This window comes from Pseudomonas sp. BNK-45 (assembly GCF_047456255.1).
Taxonomy (GTDB): Bacteria; Pseudomonadota; Gammaproteobacteria; order Pseudomonadales; family Pseudomonadaceae; genus Aquipseudomonas.
The window spans coordinates 5,524,325-5,545,087 of the sequence record NZ_CP179909.1; the positions used below are offsets into that span (position 1 = coordinate 5,524,325).

Below are 20,763 nucleotides of genomic sequence, written 5' to 3' on the forward strand. Positions count from 1 at the left end.
GGCCTGGAGTCCAGATGCCAGCTCTTTACGTGATGATCCCGGCCGCACTGCTGATCGTGGCCATCGCCATCTACATCTTCTTCTGGGCCGTGGACAGCGGTCAGTACGACGACCTCGACGGTCCGGCCCACAGCATCCTGTTCGACGATCAGGACCCCAGCCACACCGCCGCGGTGGACGAAGCCAAGGGCCAGCCCGACGCCCCCACCGAAGCCACCCGCAAAACGGAACCACCCCATGCTTGAACTGGCGCCCCTGCTGGTTTCGGCAGTGATACTCGGCCTGCTGGGCGGCGGTCACTGCCTGGGCATGTGCGGCGGCCTGATGGGCGCCCTGACCCTGGCGATCCCCCGGGAGCAGCGCAGCCGGCGGTTTCGCCTGTTGCTGGCCTACAACCTGGGCCGCGTCCTCAGCTACGCCCTGGCCGGCCTGTTGCTGGGCCTGGCCGGCTGGGCGGTGGCCAACAGCCCGGTCGCGCTGTTCATGCGGATACTGGCCGGGCTGCTGCTGATCGCCATGGGCCTGTACCTCGCCGGGTGGTGGAGCGGCCTGACCCGCATCGAAGGGCTTGGCAAAGGGCTATGGCGGCATATCCAGCCCGTGGCCAGTCGTTTGTTGCCGGTTTCCAGCCTGCCTCGTGCATTGCTCCTGGGGGCGCTGTGGGGCTGGCTGCCTTGCGGCCTGGTGTACAGCACCCTGCTGTGGTCGGCGAGCCAGGGCAATGCCTTCGACAGTGCCCTGTTGATGCTGGCCTTCGGCCTGGGCACCTGGCCGGTCTTGCTGGCCACCGGCCTGGCGGCGGAACGGGTCACGGCCCTGTTGCGTCGACGCAGCGTGCGCCTGACCGGCGGCCTGCTGGTCATCCTCTTCGGCCTCTGGACCTTGCCCGGCCCTCACCAGCACTGGCTGATGGGCCACTGACCCCGGGGCACTGCCCGGCAACCGGGCCCACACGCCCCGCCGGCGCTAGCCCGGCAGCTCCCGAACACCCTTGATACAAGTCAAGATGGCCGCGCCCCTAACCTCCTAGACTCGCGAACACTGCCAGCCTATCCGGGGGAATTCCCGCATGCTCGACGCCATTCGTTGGGACACAGATCTGATCCGCCGCTATGACCTGGCGGGACCGCGCTACACCTCGTACCCGACCGCCGTGCAATTCAACAGCCAGGTGGGTGCCTTTGATCTGCTGCACGCCCTGCGTGACAGCCGCAAGGCCCAGCGCCCGCTGTCGCTGTACGTGCACATCCCGTTCTGCGCCAACATCTGCTACTACTGCGCCTGCAACAAGGTCATCACCAAGGATCGCAGCCGGGCCCTGCCCTACCTGCAACGCCTGGAACAGGAGATGCAATTGATCGCCTGCCACCTGGCGCCCAACCAGCGGGTCGAGCAGCTGCATTTCGGCGGCGGCACCCCGACCTTTCTCAATCACGACGAGTTGCGCCAGCTGATGGCGTTGCTGCGCAAGCATTTCAACCTGCTCGAGGATGACTCCGGCGACTACGGCATCGAGATCGACCCTCGTGAAGCCGACTGGTCGACCATGGGGCTGCTGCGAGAGCTGGGCTTCAACCGGGTGAGCATCGGTCTACAGGACCTGGACCCGGCGGTGCAGCGCGCCGTCAACCGCCTGCAGAGCCTGGAGGAAACCCGAGCGGTGATCGAAGCGGCTCGCACCCTGCAATTTCGCTCCATCAACATCGACCTGATCTACGGCCTGCCCAAGCAGACCGCGGAACACTTTGCCCGCACCGTGGAAGAAGTCATCAGCCTGCAGCCCGACCGGCTCTCGGTGTTCAACTACGCCCATCTGCCCGAGCGCTTCATGCCGCAACGACGGATCAACGGCAGCGAGCTGCCGGCGCCGGCGGAGAAACTGGAAATGCTGCAACGCACCATCGAGCAACTGACCGCCGCCGGTTATCGCTACATCGGCATGGATCATTTCGCCCTTCCCGATGATGAATTGGCGATCGCCCAGGAAGAATCGACCCTGCAGCGCAACTTCCAGGGTTACACCACCCACGGTCATTGCGACCTGATCGGCTTGGGCGTTTCCGCGATCAGCCAGATCGGTGATCTGTATTGCCAGAACAGCAGTGATCTGACGCACTATCAAAATGCTTTGGCAGGCGCACAACTGGCCACTAGTCGCGGCCTGGTCTGTAATGCCGACGACCGTCTGCGCCGTGAAGTTATTCAACAACTGATCTGCAACTTTAGTCTTAAATTCGAAGATATAGAGCAAGCCTTCAATATCGACTTTCGCGGCTATTTCAATGAACTATGGCCAGACTTGCAGGAAATGGACGACGATGGACTGATTCAACTAAGCCCCGAGGCCATCACCGTACTTCCGGCGGGACGCCTGTTGGTGCGTTCGGTATGCATGATCTTCGATGCCTACCTGGGGCAGCAGAATCGCCAGCGTTTTTCCCGGGTCATCTAGGATTTCATGAGCAAAGCAGAGGCTTTCACCACCTGCTCGGGACTCAGGCCGGCCTCCCTCATCGCCTTGGCCAATGAGGCGTTGGCGGTCAGCAATCCGCTGTTGAGGGCCGCCAGGGCCGATTGCAGGCTACCGATCCTGGCCTTGGCCTCTTCCGGCCCCAGGTGCTTGTCGGCCATGACGGCCTGAAGCTGGGCCAGCTTTTCAGCAATCTGTTGTTGCAATTTTCTGATCATTTTGAGGAGCTGTTGAATATTTTCGGGCAGGCCGCTTTCCTCGATGTCACTGTCATCGCCCGCAGCACTGGAGGATTTCTTCAGTCCGGCCCCCGACAGCGACACTTTGACGCCCTCTCCAACCATAGGTTCTGCAACTAACGGCGAACCCCTTAGTTCATCCGCATCGTTGCTTTTCGAAGATTCAGAAAGTGGCTGCAAGTTATTGCTGCCATTAGTAATACCGCCAACAAAGGACATAGTTGCGGCGCTCCAAGTTGTTTTCGTTAACAGGTTATCGACCCACAAAAGGATTGCTTTACGACTCACAGTTAATACGGCACGGACTGGCCGGAACCTCCTCCCGTGAGTTACCCTTACGGCTTATGTGTGTTTTCCCACAAGGATTCTAGAATGTCCGAGCCAGTTAAACTGCGCGCTCATAACCAGGCCCATTGCAAGGATTGCAGCCTGGCCCCTCTGTGCCTGCCACTTTCCTTGAATTTGGAAGACATGGACGCGCTGGACGAAATCGTCAAACGTGGCCGCCCATTGAAAAAAGGCGAATTTCTGTTCCGTCAGGGTGACGGCTTCGACTCGGTGTATGCCGTGCGTTCCGGCGCCCTGAAAACCTTCAGCCTCAGCGACAGCGGCGAAGAGCAGATCACCGGTTTCCACTTGCCCAGCGAGCTGGTGGGGCTGTCCGGCATGGACACCGAAAGCCATCCAGTTTCGGCCCAGGCCCTGGAAACCACTTCGGTGTGTGAAATCCCCTTCGAACGTCTCGACGAACTGGCCCTGCAACTGCCGCAACTGCGCCGCCAGTTGATGCGCGTCATGAGTCGGGAAATCCGTGACGACCAGCAGATGATGCTGCTGCTGTCGAAAAAGACCGCCGACGAACGCATTGCCACCTTCCTGGTCAACCTGTCGGCCCGGTTCCGCGCTCGCGGCTTCTCGGCGAACCAGTTCCGCCTGAGCATGTCGCGCAATGAAATCGGCAACTACCTGGGCCTGGCGGTGGAAACCGTGTCCCGAGTGTTCACCCGGTTCCAGCAGAACGAACTGATTGCCGCCGAAGGCAAGGAAGTGCACATCCTCGATCCGATCCAGCTGTGCGCCCTGGCCGGGGGCTCGGTGGAAGGCTGATCCACGGTGCTCGCGACTGAGCCAAGCCGCTCGGTCGCGGCTATACTGGCGCGGCCCAAATTGCCCGCCAGGACACCCGCAGATGGCCTTCGACTCCTTTGACATCAAATCCCTGATCCGCCCCGTCATCGACTTCCCGAAACCCGGGGTGATCTTTCGTGACATCACTCCCCTGTTCCAGTCTCCCCGGGCCCTGCGCCTGGTGGCCGACAGTTTCGCCCAGCGTTATGTCGAAGAAGACTTCAGCCACATCGGCGCCATGGATGCCCGAGGCTTCCTGATCGGCTCGATCATCGCCTACCAGTTGAACAAACCCCTGATTCTGTTCCGCAAACAGGGCAAGCTTCCGGCCGATGTACTGGCCGAGGGTTACCAGACCGAGTACGGCGAAGCCTTCCTTGAAGTGCATGCCGACAGCCTGTGCGAAGGCGACTCGGTATTGATGTTCGATGACCTGATCGCCACCGGCGGCACCCTGATCGCCGCCGCCAACCTGGTACGACGCATGGGCGCGAAAATCTACGAGGCCGCCGCCATTATCGACCTGCCGGAACTGGGAGGCTCGCAGAAGCTGGAAGACATGGGCATCCCGACGTTCTGCCTGACCCAGTTCTCCCTGAGCGAACGCTAGAGCCCCATCTGCTTGCTGATGATTTCGTTCATCACTTCGCGGGTGCCGCCGCCAATGGAGAGGATGCGGTTATCCCGGTACAGGCGCTCCACCAGACTGTCGCGCATGTAGCCCATGCCGCCGAGTATCTGCACCGCATCGTGGGTGATGCGGTCGGCGGTGTCGGTGGCGAAGTTCTTGGCCATGGAAATCTCCTTGATCACGCTTTTGCCGGCAGCCATCTGTGCGGCCTGGCGATAGGTGAACTCCCGGGACACCTCCAGGGCCGTGGCCATTTCCGCCAGACGATGCTTGAGCACCTGGAACCTGGCGATGGGCTTGCCGAACGCCTCGCGCTCCCGGGCCCACTTCAGGCTCTCCTCCAGCGCCATTTGCGCGGTCATGTTGGCCATCAGCGCCAGGGCCAGGCGCTCGCTCTGGAAGTTGCCCATGATGCAGGCGAAGCCCATGTTCTGGGCACCGATCAGGTTGCCCACCGGCACCCGACAATCATCGAAAAACAGCTCGGCGGTGTCCGAGGCCCACCAGCCCATCTTTTTCAACTGCCGGCCCACCGTGAAACCGGGACTGCCCTTCTCGATCAGCAGCAGGCTGATGCCGCCATAGCCCGGTTCTCCGGTACGCACCGCGACGGTGTAGTAATCGGCGCGCACGCCACTGGTGATGAAGGTCTTGCTGCCGCTGACCCGATAATGATCGCCGTCGCGCACGGCGCGTGTCTGCAGGTTGGCCACGTCCGACCCGCCACTGGGCTCGGTCACCGCCAGCGCGCAGATCTTCTCTCCGGACAGCACCTGGGGCACAACCCGCTCGCGCACTTCGGAGCGGGCCCATTTGACGATCGGCGGCAGGCCGATATCCAGCGACCCCAGCCCTGCCACCAGGCCGCCGGAACCGCTGCGCATCAACTCTTCGCTGGCGGCGATCTTGGCGAACAGATCACCTTCGTGACTGCCGCCCAGGGCTTCGGGATAGCCGATGCCGAGAATCCCGGCGGCACCGGCCTTGAGATACAGCTCACGGGGAAAGCTTTCAGCCTCCTCCCACTGTTGAATCTCGGGGAGAATTTCGCGCTCGACGAAGCGTCGCACGCTGTCGCGGACCAACTGGTGGCTGGGGTCGAAGTATTCCTGGCAGGCAGACATCGGCAAGCTCCTCTGAAGGGTCGAGGGAACTTACCAAGCGCTTGCTTGGTTTTCAAGGTGGTCCGTATCTCCGCCCCCGCCGGTACGCCGGCGCCGGCCCACCAACGCTACAGGGCTATGGGTTTGCGACCGGCAAAGGAGTGAGCAAGGGTGCCGCCATCCACCAGCTCCAGCTCGCCACCCAGCGGTACGCCATGGGCGATGCGCGAAGTGATCAGGCCTTTGTTGGTCAGCAGCTGGGCAATGTAGTGGGCCGTGGCTTCGCCCTCCACCGTGGGGTTGGTGGCCAGGATGACCTCGGTAAAGCTGCCCTGCTCCTCGATCCGCGCCAGCAACTGCGGAATGCCGATGGCTTCCGGACCCAGGCCATCCAGAGGCGACAAGTGGCCTTTGAGCACAAAGTAACGACCGCGATAGCCGGTCTGCTCCACCGCATAGACATCCATCGGACCTTCCACCACGCACAGCAGCGTGTCATCACGGCGTGGATCGGCACATTGCGGGCACAGTTCGTCTTCGGTCAGGGTCCGGCATTGACGGCAGTGCCCGACCCCTTCCATGGCCTGGCTCAGGGCCTGGGCCAGGCGCAAGCCGCCACTGCGATCACGCTCGAGCAGTTGCAAGGCCATGCGCTGGGCGGTTTTCTGACCCACGCCCGGCAAAGTGCGCAGGGCGTCGATCAGTTGGCGAATCAGGGGGCTGAAGCTCATGGGCAAAGGTCCGACAAAACGACGAGACGCGGTTTATACCCGCGCCTCGGGATAGCGTCAAATGCTCGCGTCCGGCGCAACCTTGACCACCAGCTTGCCGAAGTTGCGCCCCTCCAACAGACCGATGAAGGCTTCAGGGGCCTGCTCCAGGCCCTGCACCACGTCCTCCTTGAACTTGACCTTGCCTTCACGCACCCAGGGCGCCATGGCCTTGATGAATTCCGGGTGGCGGTCGCCGTAGTCGTCGAAAACGATAAAGCCCTGCATCCGCACCCGCTTGGTCAACAAGGTGCGCTGCAACAGCGGCAGGCGATCCGGCCCCGGTGGCAGCTCCTGGGCGTTGTACTGGGCTATCAGCCCGCACAGGGGAATGCGTGCCCGGGGATTGAGCAGGGGGACTACCGCATCGAATACCTGGCCGCCGACGTTCTCGAAATAGATGTCCACACCCTTGAAGCAAGCCTGGGCCAGTTCGTCGGCAAAATCCGCACGCTTGTGATCGACACAGGCGTCGAAGCCCAGTTCTTCAACCACATACCGGCATTTCTCGGCGCCACCTGCCACACCTACCACCCGCAGCCCCTTGAGCTTGGCCACCTGCCCCACCACCGAGCCCACGGCGCCGGAGGCCGCGGCCACCACCAGCGTTTCCCCGGCCTGGGGCTGGCCGATGTCCATCAACCCCATGTAAGCCGTCATCCCGGGCATGCCCAGCACGCCCAGGGCCATGGAGGGACTGGGCAGGCCGGAAGGCACGGGAATCAGGTTGCGGCCATCACTGATGCAGTGGCTCTGCCAGCCGGTGGCGCCCACCACCAGATCGCCTTCCTGAAACTTCGGATTCAGCGAGCGCTCGACCCGGCTCACCGCGCCACCGGTCATGACCTCATCGATTTCCACCGGAGCGGCATAGGACGGCGCGTCGCTCATGCGTCCACGCATGTAGGGGTCCAGGGACAGGTAGAGGGTCTTGAGCAGAACCTGGCCGTCGGCCAGCTCCGGCAAGGCCACCCGTTCCAGGCGGAAGTTCTCCGGGACCGGCGCGCCCTGAGGGCGCGAGACCAGCACCACGCGCTGGTTGAGGGTCAATGTTTGCGGCATCACAGACACTCCTGTTTCGAGGATGGAAGAGGACGGTATAGGGTGCAGACCCCGAAGGGACAATGACGTTCGATCTTTCCAACCAGGGGATGCCTGCACAGCGGGGCTGATCGACGGCACAAAAAAGCCAGGCTCAAGGCCTGGCTTGTGTGCGTCCATCCGAAGCGCCGGGGCGAATCAGAACGGCAGCTTCATGCCTGGAGGCAGTTGCATGCCGGCGGTCATGCCGGACATTTTTTCCTGGCTATTGGACTCGATCTTGCGCACGGCGTCGTTGACCGCCGCGGCAAACAGGTCTTCCAGCACTTCACGGTCATCTTCGCTGACGCCTTCGAGCAGGCTCGGGTCGATGCTCACGCGCTTGATGTCATGACGGCCGGTCATGACCACAGTGACCATGTCGCCGCCGGCCTTGCCGGTGACTTCAGCGTTGGCCAGTTCTTCCTGCATCTTGGCCATTTTTTCCTGCATCTGCTGTGCCTGCTTCATCAGGCCGGCCATGCCACCTTTCATCATGGGAATTACCTCAAAGTACGGGGATGGAAACAGCGCCCGGCCCGCGGCCCGGCGCCCTTTAAGCAATCAACCCTGCGCGGCCGGGGCCTCGACAGGTTCAATAGTATCGTGGCGCACCAAGGCGCCGAACTCCTGGACCATCTGCTGGATGAACGGATCACCGTGGATCGAATCCTCCGCCTCGCGCTGACGGTCGGCGCGGCGCCGTGAAGCCGCCTGGGCCGGGGTTTCCTGCTCGGGCTTGATCAGCTCGATGGCCAGGTTCAGGGTGCGGCCATGGTACTGGTTCAACGCGTCGTTGAGACGACGCTGCTGAGTGGCGTTGAACAGCGCGCTATGGGCCGGGTCCAGGTGCAGTAGCCAATTGTCGCCATCCACAGCCATCAGGGTGCAGTTGGCGGCGATGCTACCGGTCATGCCGGAAATCGGCAGCTTGGGAAACAGTTCCAGCCACTCCAGGGCCAGGCCGGTGGCCGGCTTGGCGGCGGGCTCCGGCTCGGGTTCCGGGGCCGGTTCGGCGGCGTGCTCGCTGGCCAGTTCGTCGAGGTAGCTGTAGGCCGAATCCATGTCCGGCTCGATGTAGTCCTCGTCCAGGGGCGGTTCGTCGTCCAGGTCGATTCCCGGTGTGGCGGCATCGACCTCGGCCACACTCGGCTCGGGCACCGGCGCACTGACCCACTCCGGCGCGTCCGGCACCACGCTGTCCGGCGCAGGAGTCGGCATCGGCGTCAGTTCGGGCTGTTCGGCAACCACGTCCAGCAGCGGCTCCACAGCGGCCTGCTGCTCGGCCGGCGGCTCTACCGGATCATTCCAAGGCAGGTCGATCACTTCTTCAGCGACCGCCGGCTCTGGTTCAACGACCAGCGCTTGGGCCACCTCCGGCACGACAGGTGCTGGAGCGGCCGCTGGCGCTGGAACGGGCGCGGCAGCCGCAACCGGCGCGCTGGCAATCGGCGCAACGGCAGCCACAGGCACAGCAGGAGCTGGTGCCGCCACGGCTTGGGCGGAATCAACTGTGGCCTGGCTGATCCCCACTGGCTTTAGCGGCTGTCTCGGCGCATCCGCCGTATCCGCCGGGCGGAAGGCCAGCATCCGCAGCAGGACCATCTCGAAGCCCCCCCGCGGATCCGGCGCCAAGGGCAGGTCGCGGCGGCCGATCAGGCCCATCTGGTAATAGAACTGCACGTCTTCGGCCGGCAGCGCCTGGGCCAGGGCCAGCACCCGATCGCGGTCGCCATGACCGTTGTCGACCCCTTCCGGCAGGGCCTGGGCGATCGCTACCCGGTGCAGCACGTTGAGAATTTCCGAGAGTACGCCGTTCCAGTCCGGACCTTGCTCCGCCAGATGACGTACCGCTTCCAGCAGCGCCTTGGCATCGCCATTGATCAAGGCATGCAGCACGTCGTAGACCTGGCCATGATCGAGGGTGCCGAGCATGGCCCGCACATCGGCGGCCATGACCTTGCCCTCACCGAAGGCGATGGCCTGGTCGGTCAGGCTCATCGCGTCGCGCATCGAGCCGTCGGCGGCGCGGCCCAGCAGCCACAGCGCATCGTCCTCGAACGGCACGTTCTCCACGCCCAGCACATGACTGAGGTGCTCCACCACCCGCTCGGGGGTCATGTTTTTCAGGGAAAACTGCAGGCAGCGCGACAGGATGGTCGCCGGCAGCTTCTGCGGATCGGTGGTCGCCAGGATGAACTTGACGTAGGGCGGCGGCTCTTCGAGGGTCTTGAGCAACGCGTTGAACGAGTGACTGGAGAGCATGTGCACCTCGTCGATCAGGTAGACCTTGAAGCGCCCGCGGCTCGGTGCGTACTGCACGTTGTCCAGCAGTTCACGGGTGTCCTCGACCTTGGTCCGGCTCGCGGCGTCGATCTCGATCAGGTCGACGAAACGCCCCTCATCGATCTCGCAGCACACCGAGCAGGTGCCGCACGGCGTGGAAGTGATGCCTGTTTCACAGTTCAGGCATTTGGCAATGATCCGCGCGATGGTGGTCTTGCCCACCCCGCGGGTGCCGGTAAACAGATAGGCGTGGTGCAGCCGCTGGCTGTCCAAGGCATTGATCAGAGCCTTGAGCACATGGGTCTGGCCGACCATTTCGCGGAACGAGCGCGGACGCCATTTACGTGCAAGAACCTGATAACTCATCGAAAACCGTCGCAACTGGAAAGCGGAAGCCGGTAATGCTAGCGGAGCAAGGGCGAAATTGCATCCGGCGCGCTTGTCTAATCTGTCTAAGCTGCATTTTGCCAAGGATGGCTCGGCCGTTTGAACCGTGGGAGACCGTATGCGTTTGACTTGGGGCGCCCTGCTGCTGTTGAGCGCCAGCCTGGAAGCCGCCGAAGCGCCTTTGCGCTTTGTGATTGCCGACAGCTGGGCCATGCCGACCATCGAGATCGAGGACGAGCAACCCACCGCCGGCATCCTTTACGACACCATGAACAGCCTGGCCCGCCACCTGGGCACCCGCGCCGAGTTCCACGTCCTGGCCCGGGCCCGGGTGCAGAACGCCATGGCCCAGGGCGAGGTGGACGTACGCTGCTTCGCCGCCCAGGCCTGGCTGCCGAACCTGTCCGGGGACTATCTGTGGAGCGTGCCGCTGTTCGTGCAACGCAACCTGCTGGTGAGCGACCGCCCGCATCCGACACCGCTCAATCCCCAGGACTTGCCCACCCAGCACATCGGCACCGTGCTGAGCTACACCTACACCTCCCTGCAAGCGCTGTTCGACAGTGCCCGGCTGATTCGTGACGATGCGCGCAACGAGGAGCAGGTCCTGCAAAAGCTCCAGGTCGGGCGCTATCACTACGCAATCGCCAGCCAATGGACCCTGGACTGGTTCAACCAGACCCAGGCCTCCGGCAAACCGCTGTACCGCGTCGCCCTGCTGCAGGAGCAGGCCGTGAGCTGCTACGTGCGTAACGACCCGGCGGTGCCGGCCCGGCGCATCCTGCGCGCCCTGCTGCAGATGAAAATGTCCGGGGAAATCGACGCCATCGTCCAGCGCTACGTCGAACCGCCCTCCAGCGCCAGCACCTACGACGCCGCCGCGCCCTGAACTGCGCCCTGGCGCCATGCCTGCGGGGGCTGGAAAGCGCCCACCCACTGCAGCACAGCATCAGCCGGCATGGGCTCGGCGATGAAGTCGCCCTGAGCCACCTCGCACCCCAGCTCCATCAAGCGCTCTCCGTGGGCCAGGCTTTCCAGGCCCTCGGCCACCACTTGCCGACCAAAGGCCCGGGCCAGCCCTATCAGGGCCTGGATCAGCGCCTGATCGTCCTGGTCGTGCAGCATGTCGCGGACAAACAGACGATCGATCTTGATGGTCTGGGTGCGCAGGCGTTTGAGGTAACTGAGGGACGAATGCCCGGTGCCGAAGTGCCCCAGGGAGAACTGCACGCCCAGGGCCTGACAGGCATCGAGGCAATCGCTGACCCGCTGGATGTTCTCGATGGCCGCCGACTCGACAATCTCCAGCTCCAGCAACGCCGGCGAAACCTGCGGGTATCGTTCGAGCATCTCCTTGAGCCGCTCGACAAAATCCGGGCGCTGGAAATGCCGGGCCGCGACGTTCAGGCTCACCGACCAGCCATGGCCTGCCGCCTGCCAGTCCTGCAGGCGCGTCATCACCTGATCCATAACCCATTCGCCAATGTCGACGATCAGGTCGGTCTCCTCCACCTGAGGCAGAAACTCGTGGGAGCCGAGCATGCCCCGTTGCGGGTGCTGCCAGCGCAGCATCGCCTCGAAGCCCACCACCGCGCCGCTGCGCATGTTGACCTTGGGCTGGAAGTACAGCTGCAACTCACCGGCGTTCAGCGCCTGGCGCACCTGTTCGACGGTCTGGTAGGTGACCATGACCTCACGATCCCGCAACACATCGAACAGATGGAAACGGTTGCGCCCGCTCTGCTTGGCCACGTACATGGCCTGATCGGCATGGCGCAGCAGGGTGTCGGCGTCGTGGTTATCGTTGGGAAACAGGGTCACGCCGATGCTGGCAAAGACATTGATGTCCTTGCCCTGGATCGAATAGGGCTGGGAGATGGTGGCCAGCACCCGTTGCAACGCCGCACGCAGCTCCAGCATGTCGCGCACATAGCGCAGGATCAGCACGAACTCGTCGCCGGCCAGACGCGCCACCACATCCTCGCCACGAATGATCGAACGCAGACGCGCCGCCACTTCCACCAGCAGCAAGTCGCCACAGGCGTGCCCGTAGCCATCGTTGACGGCCTTGAAGCCATCGAGGTCAAGCATGCACACCGCCAGGGGGATGTCCTCACGGCGGGAGAACTCCAGGGCCTGATACAGCAGGTCGGAAAGAAAGGCCCGGTTGGGCAGGCCGGTGAGCACGTCATGTCCGACCCGCCATTGCAGCGAATGCAGCAACTGGCGCTTTTCGCTGACATCGAAGCGAATCGACACGTAGCGCATCACCTTGCCGGAACGCTGATCCATCAGGGGCACCATGGTGCTGTCGACCCAGTACAGGCTGCCATCCTTGGCCCGGTTACAGATCTCGCCCTTCCACACCCGGCCCTGGGAGATGGTCTGCCACAGCTCGTTGAAGAACTCCGGCGGGTGCAGCCCCGAGCTGAGCATCCGGTGGTTGGCCCCGATCAGCTCATCGCGGCTGTAGCCCGAGATCTGGCAGAACAGGTCATTGACATAGGTGATGCTGCCGCCGAGATCAGTCTCGGAGAAGATGGCGGCGGCATCGACGGCCCTGCGATATTTCTCATCCATGAGTCGAGATCACTGTCGCTAGCGGTTGAACCGCTCGACCAGGGCACGCAGCCCGGAAGAGATGTTTTCCAGCTCGGTGCCGCGGACCACCCCGGCGCTGGCGTTATTGGCGGTGCGCTGCACCGTGGCGGCGACGCGGTTGATCTGTTCGGACACCGACTCGGCCACATGGGATTGCTCCTGGGAGGCCGCCGCCATCTGCTGGCTCATGTCGGTGATGCGCTCCACCGCAGCGCCGATGCCATGCAGGGCCTGTTGCGCCTGCAACACCTGCTGCACACCCTGCTCCGCCTCTTCGATGCCGAGGTTGGCGATCTGCACCGCCTCGTCGGCACCGGCCCGCAGGCTCTGGATGATGCCCTGGATCTGCTGGGTCGATTGCCGGGTCTTGCCCGCCAGGGCCCGCACTTCATCGGCCACCACGGCAAACCCCCGTCCCTGCTCGCCGGCTCGGGCGGCTTCGATGGCAGCGTTCAGGGCCAGCAGGTTGGTCTGGTCGGCAATCGCCTGGATCATGCTCGCCGCCACCATGATGTCCTGGGTCTGCCCGGCCAGGTCGCCCACCGCCTGGTTGATCTGGGTGACCGTGCGAGCCAGCAACTGGATGGCATCCCGGGAAGAACCCGCCACCTGGCTGCCTTCCCGGGCCAGGAGGTTGGCGGTGTGAGCCTCGCTGGCGGTGTGCTGCACGTGCTCGGCAACCTCGGTGATCGAGGCGGCCATCTGGGTCATGGCGGCGGCCGTCATGTCGGTCTCGGCCCTCTGCTCCAGCAGGGCGGTCTCGGTGCGGCTGGACAGCTGGCTGGAGTCGGTGGCAGCCGTGGCCATCTGCCGGGCCAGATCGCTGAGGCGCGTCAGGGCAGTTTTCAGCCGCGCCTCCTCACTGATCAGGATCATCTGTAATTGCCCCGCCGGCCCCAGCGCTTCGCTGTAGGCCAGGGCACAGATCGGATCGGCGAAGGTATTCGGGGTGCTGCTGAGGATGTGCTTGAGCTGCTGTCGCAAACGGCGCTGGGCCGACAGTCCGACGGCGATGAAGCCGGCAACGGTCAGGCCCTGGGCCGCCAGCGTCGGCAGCCAGCTGAACGCGCCCAGGCACGCCACTGCCAGGGCCGCCGGCAACAGCAATGGCCGGGCTCCGGCCTCCAGCCGACGCCAAGCGCTGACCGGCGACTTGTTGGCGCGCATGCGGGCATACAAGGCTTCGGCACGACTGACCTGCTCCCGGGTCGGCTTGACCCGGACCGACTCGTAGCCCACCAGTCGCCCGTCCTCCAGAATCGGCGTGACATAGGCGCTGACCCAATAGAAATTGCCGTTCTTGCAGCGGTTCTTCACCACCCCCATCCAGCTCTGACCGGCCTTCAGATACCTCCACATCGACTCGAACACCGCCGCAGGCATGTCCGGGTGGCGCACCAGGTTGTGGGTGCTGCCGATCAGTTCGGCCTGGCTGAAACCGCTCATTGCAGCGAACTCGGCATTGCAATAGGTGATATGGCTGCTGGTATCGGTGGCGGATATGAGCCGCTGCTGGTCGGGAAAGGTCTGCTCAACAGAGTTGACCGGCAAATTGAGACGCACTTTAGAACTCCATAGACAGCCTGCGATCAACAGTACCGGGAGGCCGGCAGCAGGCTGATTCGCGATGTACTTTCCTGGCGGTACGACTCAATCGGAAGGTTCGCCCTGATTGCAGCCGTACAGCGGTTTGCGCGGCAGATGACCGTCGATTCGACGAGGATCAACTAGGATCAGATAAGGCGTCAGGTGGGGACGGCGGACGGAGCGTTGGCGGGATTTACGAGACGTTCGAGCCTCTGCCAAGCCCTCGGTTTAGGTGAACAAGGGAAATGCAATGATTTCTTGTTTCATAAACCTGCCTGCTGAAACTAGATCACCAAATACCTGTCCGAAGCGCCGATTCTACGAAATGCATCACATTTTGCAAAGCAAGGTGATGAACCATGGTGTTGTCTAATGCCAATATTTATCGTTAAGTTCTTGATTCTAAATGGGAATTGAGCGATGCAAATTTCAAGTTTGGGTGCAGCCATCAAGCGTTATCGAAAGGTAGCGGGGCTTACTCAGGCTGAACTAGGTGAAAAAACCGGTTTTGACCCAAAAACCATCAGCCGCTTCGAAACCGGCACCTACACCCCCAGCGTTGAAGCTCTATTTCTGCTAGCCGAAGTACTGGGAGTGAAGCTGAAAGCCTTCTTCGCCGATCTGGGCGATGAAGAGGAACAGCGGGCTTATTTGTTCGGTGTCATTCACAAAGCCACCCCTAAGGATCTGGGAAAGCTGATAGCAGCGGTAGACCAGGCCTTGTCCAAGCCTTGAGCCCCGCAACAAATCAATCGGAAGAGGCCTGCTTATCGAACCCGACAAGCCGGCCTCTTTGTCCATTCACGACTCCTGACAGGATCTGACAGACCCGGCACATAAGCTTGTGCCCACAGCACACAGCCCTTTGGAGTCGTCATGACCAGCAACACCTACTTCCTGCTTTATGTAGACAGCCCGGCCATCAGCGCGCAGTTCTACAGTCGCCTGCTGGACAAGCAACCGGTGGAATCCTCCCCCACCTTCGCGCTGTTCATCCTCGACTCGGGGATCAAACTCGGCCTGTGGTCGCGCCACACGGTCGAGCCCAGCGCCCAGGCGACCGGCGGTGGCGGCGAACTGGGCTGGGCCTTGGACAGCCGCGAAGCCGTGGACGACCTGCACCGCCACTGGCAGAGCCTGGGCCTGACCATCGCCCAGCCACCCACCCAGATGGATTTCGGCTACACCCTGCTGGCCCTCGATCCGGACGGACACCGCCTGCGCGTGCTCTATCTCAGCGTCGACTGAACTTGCCTGCGCCGCCACCCCACAGAGAGAGCGGCGCTGTCACCAGCGCCCTCCTCGCCGCTGCTTTGAAATAAATAGAAACGTCTCATTGAGCCTCCAGGCACTCATCGCTATCCTGCCCGCCGACTTGTCACAATTTGTAAGGGAATACGATGAAGTACCTGCGTCTATTACTGGCGATGGCCATCCTCTGTGCCACGCCATTCTTTGCCTGCGCCGCCACACCGAGCCAAGGCAAGGACAGCGAACCCCAGACAGCCGAACAGTTTCTCGCCTCGCTCTCGCCACGCCATGGCCAGGTCAAGCTGCCCGGGGATATCGCCAGCCTCGACCTGAGCCAGGAGTTTTACTACCTCAACCCCAAGGACACCGAGAAACTGCTCACCGAAGGCTGGGGCAACCCGCCCGGCTTCACCACCCTGGGCATGATCGTGCCCAGCGCCGTTAGCCCGCTGTCCGCCGAAGGCTGGGGCGTGATCATCAGCTACAAGAATGATGGGCACATCTCCGACGACGACGCGGCGAAGATCGACTATCAGGACCTGCTCAAGCAAATGCAGGAAGCCGACGAGCAAGACAACAAGCAGCGCAAGGAACAGGGCTATGGCGCCATCCACCTGCTGGGCTGGGCCGAGCAGCCCAGCTATGACGCCCAGACCCACAAAATGTACTGGGCCCGCGAACTCAAGGCCGAAGGCGCCGAGAGCAACACCCTGAACTACAGCATCCGCGTGCTGGGTCGCGAAGGCGTGCTGGAGCTCAATGCGGTCGCCTCCATGGACGACCTGGCCACCATCAAGCGCGAGATCCCCAAGGTGCTGGCCTTCACCAACTTCACCGACGGCAACCGCTACGCCGACTACAACCCAAGCACCGACAAGCTGGCGTCCTACGGTCTGGCCGCGCTGGTGGCCGGAGGCCTGGCCAGCAAGGCCGGGTTGTTTGCCAAGCTGGGGGTACTGCTCCTGGCCGGCAAGAAATTCATTGTCATCGGCGTCCTCGCCCTGGCCGCATTCGTCGGCCGGCTGTTCAAGAAAAAAGGCTGATCCCCGAGCGCAACGCCCCTGCCTGACGGGGCGTTGCACCTCACGAATCACCCAGCTTCACCCGCCCACCCCGCTCCAGCCCAGGCAGGATCCTCGATCGCCCGAGACGCCATTGCCGCCAGCGCCCCTCCAACTGCATCGCCATCACGCTACCCAGCACCACCGCCGCCCCCAGCAGCACGGCAGACTGCACCACCTCCCCCAGCACCGTCGCCGCCAGCGACATCGCCACTGGCGGTATCAGGTACAGGGCCATCGACGCCCGACTGACCTCCACCCGCGCCAGCACATAGGCCCAGGCCAGATACGCCAGCGCACTGGGAAACAGCCCCAGCAACAGCACCGCCAGATTCACCCGCCACGGCGCCTGGACGACCTCCCGCGCCAATCCCGGCGCATACACCGACAACAACAAGGTGCCGCCCCAGACCATGTAGCACACGGTGGTCAGCACCCCGTAACGCCCGGACAGACGCCGCTGCAAGACGAAGTACAGCCCCCAGGAAAAAGCCGCCAGCAACACCAGCAACCCGCGGGGCTCGATCGACCCCAGCCCCTTGTCAGCCACAACCACCAGCACGGCACCAAACAACCCCAGCACCACGCAGCCCCAGCGCCAGGCACTGACCGCCTCCCTGAGCCAGAAGCAGGCGATCAGCGTGCCAAATAACGGCGCCGTCTGTGCCAGCACGCTGGAAGCGCCGGCACTCAAGCCCTGCTGACCATAATTGAGGCTGACGTGATGCAGGGCGATGGCAAAGAACCCCAGCACCAGCAGCCCGGGCAAATCGCGCCAACGCGGCAGGGATATTTTCAGCACCACAGCCATCGCGGCCATCAACAGCGAGGCAACCAGGAAACGCAACAACGCCAGATGCCCGGGACTGTAGCCCTCAAGGCCAATGTGAATGCCCACCGGCGAATAGGCCCAGCACAAAATCACCGCAGCGGTAGCCAGCAACAATTTGAATCCTGATGAATGTTTCACGGCACAGGCGCCCGGACAGAGAGAGGAAACCCAGTCTCTCGCCCTCCACAACTCACCACAACTGACCGATACTGAGGCCATTCATCACTGGAAATGAGCAATGGAACTGAGCCAACTGAAAATGCTGAACGCCGTGGCCCGCACCGGCAGCATCGCCCGCGCCGCCGAACAACTGCATTGCGTGCCCTCCAACATCACCAACCGCCTCAAGCAGCTGGAAAGCGAACTGGGCACCCCGCTGTTCACCCGGGTCGGGCGCGGCCTGAAGATCAGCGCCGCTGGAGAAATATTCTTAGGCTACAGCGAACGCATTCTGGCGCTGGTCGATGAGGCCAAGCGCGCGGTGGACGACCAGGCGGAGCCCAGCGGCCTGCTGCGCCTGGGCGCCATCGAGTCCTGCGCTGGCGGGCGCCTGCCACCGCTGCTGGCGCAATATCACCGACGCTACCCCAAGGTGAGCGTGGAGCTGGTGACCGGCACCTGGTCGCAGCTCTTTACAGAGCTGCAACACCAACGCATCGACGGCGCCTTGGTGGCCATCGACACCTTGCCACCCAGGCTCAAGCAGACGGTGCTTTACCACGAGCCCCTGGTACTGATTTCCAGTGCCGGCAGCGCTCCCATCCACAGCGCCAGCGATCTGCAGGGGCAAAACCTGTTCATGTGGCCGCAGGGCTGCCCCTATCGCCGCGCCCTGGAGAACTGGCTGGCCAGGCACGGCCTGAACCTGCCCATTACCGGGTACGCCAGCTGGGGCACCATCATCGGCTGCGTCAGTGTCGGGGCCGGCGTGTCGCTGATTCCGGAGGGCGTATTGGAACGCTATGCACAGTCGGCGACCCTGAACATCCAGCGTTTCAGCGACCTGCTACCGGTGGACAACCGCTTCGTCTGGCATCAGGACGTACAGCGACACAACGCGCGGGATGCGTTTGCCCGGCTGTTGCAGGAGCATCTGGGAGCATGACGGCCGCCTCGTCGAACCAGCGAGCGTTTCGGCACAATCCTCGAGCGCCACGGCACAGCACCCGGGTCTGCCCGTCCATAGACTGGCCCTTCATTCCCACCAGCCAGACCAACCCGCCATGAACAACCGCCTTTTTCTTAGCGCACTGTCCTTGAGCCTGAGCCTTGGCGCCCATGCCGCCGAGTTCAGCATCAGCAGTCACGACATCCGCGATGGCCAGCCCTTGAGTCAACGGGAAGTATTCCGCGGCTTCGGCTGCGAAGGAGACAACACCTCTCCTGAACTGTCCTGGAAAAATGCTCCGCCGGGCACCCGCAGCTTTGCCATCACCGTCTATGATCCGGACGCCCCCACCGGCAGCGGCTGGTGGCACTGGACCCTGGTCAACCTCCCCAGCAGCACCCAGGGCCTGCCCAGGGGCGCCGGCAGCCCCAGCGGCGAACTGCTGCCGTCGGGAGCCGTCCAGGGACGCACCGATTACGGCCAACCTGGATTTGGTGGCGCTTGCCCGCCAACGGGCGACAAACCTCATCGTTACCAGTTCACCGTCTGGGCGCTGAAGGTGGATAAACTGCCCCTCGACACCCAGGCCAGCGGAGCGATGGTGGGCTACATGCTCAACGCCAACGCACTGGCCAAGACCACACTGACCGCCACCTACGGACGCTGACGATGAACGCACCGGCTGGCCTGCAGCATCACGAAAGCCGTATCGACGCTTGCGTCATCCGTGCCAGGCAAGCCCACGCCCTGCAACGAGTACCGATTTTCGTCAGCGCCCTGTGCCGGGTGCGCCAGGGCGAAAAACGCATGGCCTGGGACGATCGCGAAATGCGTGTGGGCGGCCAGCACCTGATCCTGCTGCCGGCCGGGCGCGAAGTGGGCATCAGCAACTCTCCAGGGGCGCAAGGCCACTACATTGCCGATGTCGTGACCTTCCCCGCCCCGGCCTTGCGCGCGTTCAGCCTGCGCTACCACCCACAGATCGTCGCCCGCCCCGGACGCAGCGGCGCAGACCTGTGCGTCCCCCTGGAGCGACACACGGCCCAGGCCTGGGACAACCTCCTGCAATGCATCGCCAGCGATGCGCCGGATGCCCTGCGCAACCACTACGGCGAGGCGGTGCTGCTGGCCCTGGCCCTTGGCGGCTGGGCCGGCCCTTTGTTGCTGGACCGTCACGACCCACTGTGCGAACGGGTGCAGCAGGTCCTCATGAGCAATCCGGCGCGGGACTGGACCGTCGCCTGCGTCGCCGAGCGCCTGAACCTCGGGGCTTCGACATTGCGCCGCCAGCTGGCGAACGAGAACGACAGCTTCAGCAACATTCTCGAAAACGTCAGGCTGGGCATGGCCCTGCAATGGCTGCAAACCACGCCACGCCCGATTGGCGAAATCGCCGCAGCCAGCGGCTACGCCTCGGCTTCTCGCTTTGCCGTGCGCTTTCGCAAGCATTACGGGCTGTCGCCCCGAGAGTTGCGCGCCGCGATCTAGCCCTGGCGCGCCATCACGGCATCGATGAAGGGAGCCTTCTGCGCGAGATACTCGCCAATCCCCCCGCGATTGTCGGCTTCAAGCGCCAGCTTCAGATCCTGGTATTGCTGGCGCAGATCGCTGTCTTGTCGCAGCAGATCGCGAAAAACCAGCATGCGCCCGATCTGCTCATGACCACAGATGCAGACATGCACTTTATGGGTGCGCACGCCCTCGACATCGCGGCGGTAAAAGTGATGCCCCGGGGATAGATTGCTGCCTCGGACATAGCCCAGGGTCGCCATGAAGGCATTGCGCGCCGCCTCATCCCGATGCTCCACGACCACCAGCAAAAGATCGATTTCCGGCTTGGCCGCCAGCCCCGGAACAGCCGTGCTGCCCACGTGATGAACAGCCATCAGCTCGTCGCCGAAGCCCTGGACGATGCGGGCTCGCTCGGCACTGAAGGCCGCAGGCCAGTGATTCTCGTAAGCACAGATTTTACTGGTCAGCGCCATTGGCACTCCGTCCCTGGTAGAAAAAGCGCGAGAGCTTAACCGCGATAGGCATTGGCGTACCACAGCTACGCCTCCGGAGTATTCATGAGGAACGCGAGACGCACGACGATTCGCCCGCTTTAGACCGGCTTGCGGGACAACAACAGATAGAAGAGGAGAAATCGACACGGCTGTCTCACGCCTTGTACCACCACGTGGCAGCTGCTGCCTTCCGGATCTGACCAGATTCACGGGTAATGGTTGC

The 20,763-nt window shown here is 63.2% G+C and carries 22 protein-coding genes; 12 read left to right on the plus strand and 10 right to left on the minus strand.

Features of this window, described 5'->3' with window-relative positions; all coding sequences use genetic code 11:
• Positions 1–14 precede the first annotated feature (14 nt).
• From ccoS to hemN, 3 genes are all read left to right on the plus strand, one after another.
• Positions 15–245, plus strand: a complete 231-nt coding sequence (ccoS, locus tag ACMGG8_RS24910; protein WP_060838332.1) for a cbb3-type cytochrome oxidase assembly protein CcoS — start codon at positions 15–17, stop codon at positions 243–245.
• Entirely contained in the window at positions 238–921 is a 684-nt protein-coding gene (locus tag ACMGG8_RS24915; RefSeq protein ID WP_060838331.1) for a sulfite exporter TauE/SafE family protein, read from the plus strand. Before ccoS ends, ACMGG8_RS24915 begins: the two co-directional genes overlap by 8 nt.
• 148 nt (positions 922–1,069) lie before the next feature.
• On the plus strand, positions 1,070–2,452 hold the full coding sequence (hemN, locus tag ACMGG8_RS24920) for an oxygen-independent coproporphyrinogen III oxidase (RefSeq protein WP_060838330.1): 1,383 nt from the start codon (positions 1,070–1,072) through the stop codon (positions 2,450–2,452).
• Here hemN and ACMGG8_RS24925 read toward each other — a convergent pair.
• On the minus strand, positions 2,449–2,928 hold the full coding sequence (locus ACMGG8_RS24925; protein ID WP_060838329.1) for a hypothetical protein: 480 nt from the start codon (positions 2,926–2,928) through the stop codon (positions 2,449–2,451). The two genes, hemN and ACMGG8_RS24925, sit on opposite strands and share 4 nt — an antisense overlap.
• Before the next feature lie 153 nt (positions 2,929–3,081).
• Between ACMGG8_RS24925 and fnrA the strand changes: the two genes are divergently transcribed.
• A complete protein-coding gene (gene fnrA / locus ACMGG8_RS24930; protein ID WP_011060230.1) occupies positions 3,082–3,816 on the plus strand; it encodes a Crp/Fnr family transcriptional regulator FnrA in 735 nt (244 codons plus the stop codon).
• 82 nt (positions 3,817–3,898) lie between these two features.
• A complete protein-coding gene (locus ACMGG8_RS24935; RefSeq protein ID WP_016966592.1) occupies positions 3,899–4,447 on the plus strand; it encodes an adenine phosphoribosyltransferase in 549 nt (182 codons plus the stop codon).
• Here the strand turns inward: ACMGG8_RS24935 and ACMGG8_RS24940 are convergent.
• From ACMGG8_RS24940 to dnaX, 5 genes are all read right to left on the minus strand, one after another.
• Positions 4,444–5,592, minus strand: a complete 1,149-nt coding sequence (locus ACMGG8_RS24940) for an acyl-CoA dehydrogenase family protein (RefSeq protein WP_414158627.1) — start codon at positions 5,590–5,592, stop codon at positions 4,444–4,446. The genes ACMGG8_RS24935 and ACMGG8_RS24940 overlap by 4 nt on opposite strands.
• A 107-nt stretch (positions 5,593–5,699) precedes the next feature.
• Positions 5,700–6,302 carry a recombination mediator RecR gene (gene recR, locus ACMGG8_RS24945; protein WP_016966588.1) on the minus strand — a complete coding sequence of 201 codons (603 nt, stop codon included), beginning with the start codon at positions 6,300–6,302 and terminating at the stop codon, positions 5,700–5,702.
• 57 nt (positions 6,303–6,359) lie between these two features.
• Entirely contained in the window at positions 6,360–7,403 is a 1,044-nt protein-coding gene (locus ACMGG8_RS24950) for an NADP-dependent oxidoreductase (protein WP_060838327.1), read from the minus strand.
• A gap of 177 nt (positions 7,404–7,580) precedes the next feature.
• Positions 7,581–7,919: a YbaB/EbfC family nucleoid-associated protein gene (locus tag ACMGG8_RS24955; protein ID WP_015634779.1), complete on the minus strand. Its 339-nt coding sequence runs from the start codon at positions 7,917–7,919 to the stop codon at positions 7,581–7,583.
• 66 nt (positions 7,920–7,985) lie between these two features.
• Entirely contained in the window at positions 7,986–10,073 is a 2,088-nt protein-coding gene (dnaX, locus tag ACMGG8_RS24960; RefSeq protein WP_129406608.1) for a DNA polymerase III subunit gamma/tau, read from the minus strand.
• Between the two features lie 139 nt (positions 10,074–10,212).
• On the opposite strand from dnaX, the gene ACMGG8_RS24965 reads away from it, so the two are divergent.
• On the plus strand, positions 10,213–10,983 hold the full coding sequence (locus ACMGG8_RS24965; RefSeq protein ID WP_060838325.1) for a substrate-binding periplasmic protein: 771 nt from the start codon (positions 10,213–10,215) through the stop codon (positions 10,981–10,983).
• Here ACMGG8_RS24965 and ACMGG8_RS24970 read toward each other — a convergent pair.
• Positions 10,962–12,674, minus strand: coding sequence for a putative bifunctional diguanylate cyclase/phosphodiesterase (locus ACMGG8_RS24970; protein ID WP_414158628.1), 1,713 nt, complete (start codon positions 12,672–12,674; stop codon positions 10,962–10,964). The genes ACMGG8_RS24965 and ACMGG8_RS24970 overlap by 22 nt on opposite strands.
• An 18-nt stretch (positions 12,675–12,692) precedes the next feature.
• The gene (locus tag ACMGG8_RS24975) at positions 12,693–14,258 is read right to left on the minus strand and encodes a methyl-accepting chemotaxis protein (protein WP_060838323.1); all 1,566 of its coding nucleotides are present in this window, start codon (positions 14,256–14,258) and stop codon (positions 12,693–12,695) included.
• 444 nt (positions 14,259–14,702) lie between these two features.
• Between ACMGG8_RS24975 and ACMGG8_RS24980 the strand changes: the two genes are divergently transcribed.
• The 3 genes from ACMGG8_RS24980 (at position 14,703) to ACMGG8_RS24990 (ending at position 16,576) form a co-directional block, all read left to right on the plus strand.
• On the plus strand, positions 14,703–15,017 hold the full coding sequence (locus ACMGG8_RS24980; RefSeq protein WP_011060220.1) for a helix-turn-helix domain-containing protein: 315 nt from the start codon (positions 14,703–14,705) through the stop codon (positions 15,015–15,017).
• A gap of 141 nt (positions 15,018–15,158) precedes the next feature.
• The gene (locus ACMGG8_RS24985) at positions 15,159–15,530 is read left to right on the plus strand and encodes a VOC family protein (protein ID WP_060842959.1); all 372 of its coding nucleotides are present in this window, start codon (positions 15,159–15,161) and stop codon (positions 15,528–15,530) included.
• 152 nt (positions 15,531–15,682) lie between these two features.
• Positions 15,683–16,576, plus strand: a complete 894-nt coding sequence (locus ACMGG8_RS24990; RefSeq protein WP_060838320.1) for a DUF2167 domain-containing protein — start codon at positions 15,683–15,685, stop codon at positions 16,574–16,576.
• A 40-nt stretch (positions 16,577–16,616) separates the two neighbouring features.
• Here ACMGG8_RS24990 and ACMGG8_RS24995 read toward each other — a convergent pair whose 3' ends face one another.
• A complete protein-coding gene (locus ACMGG8_RS24995) occupies positions 16,617–17,564 on the minus strand; it encodes a DMT family transporter (protein ID WP_414158629.1) in 948 nt (315 codons plus the stop codon).
• Between the two features lie 100 nt (positions 17,565–17,664).
• On the opposite strand from ACMGG8_RS24995, the gene ACMGG8_RS25000 reads away from it, so the two are divergent.
• From ACMGG8_RS25000 to ACMGG8_RS25010, 3 genes are all read left to right on the plus strand, one after another.
• Entirely contained in the window at positions 17,665–18,531 is an 867-nt protein-coding gene (locus ACMGG8_RS25000) for a LysR family transcriptional regulator (protein WP_060842958.1), read from the plus strand.
• 118 nt (positions 18,532–18,649) lie between these two features.
• Positions 18,650–19,201: a kinase inhibitor gene (locus ACMGG8_RS25005; protein WP_414158630.1), complete on the plus strand. Its 552-nt coding sequence runs from the start codon at positions 18,650–18,652 to the stop codon at positions 19,199–19,201.
• A 2-nt stretch (positions 19,202–19,203) separates the two neighbouring features.
• Positions 19,204–20,022 carry a helix-turn-helix transcriptional regulator gene (locus tag ACMGG8_RS25010; protein WP_060842956.1) on the plus strand — a complete coding sequence of 273 codons (819 nt, stop codon included), beginning with the start codon at positions 19,204–19,206 and terminating at the stop codon, positions 20,020–20,022.
• Here the strand turns inward: ACMGG8_RS25010 and ACMGG8_RS25015 are convergent.
• Positions 20,019–20,519, minus strand: coding sequence for a GrpB family protein (locus ACMGG8_RS25015; RefSeq protein ID WP_060838315.1), 501 nt, complete (start codon positions 20,517–20,519; stop codon positions 20,019–20,021). The genes ACMGG8_RS25010 and ACMGG8_RS25015 overlap by 4 nt on opposite strands.
• Positions 20,520–20,763 lie beyond the last annotated feature (244 nt).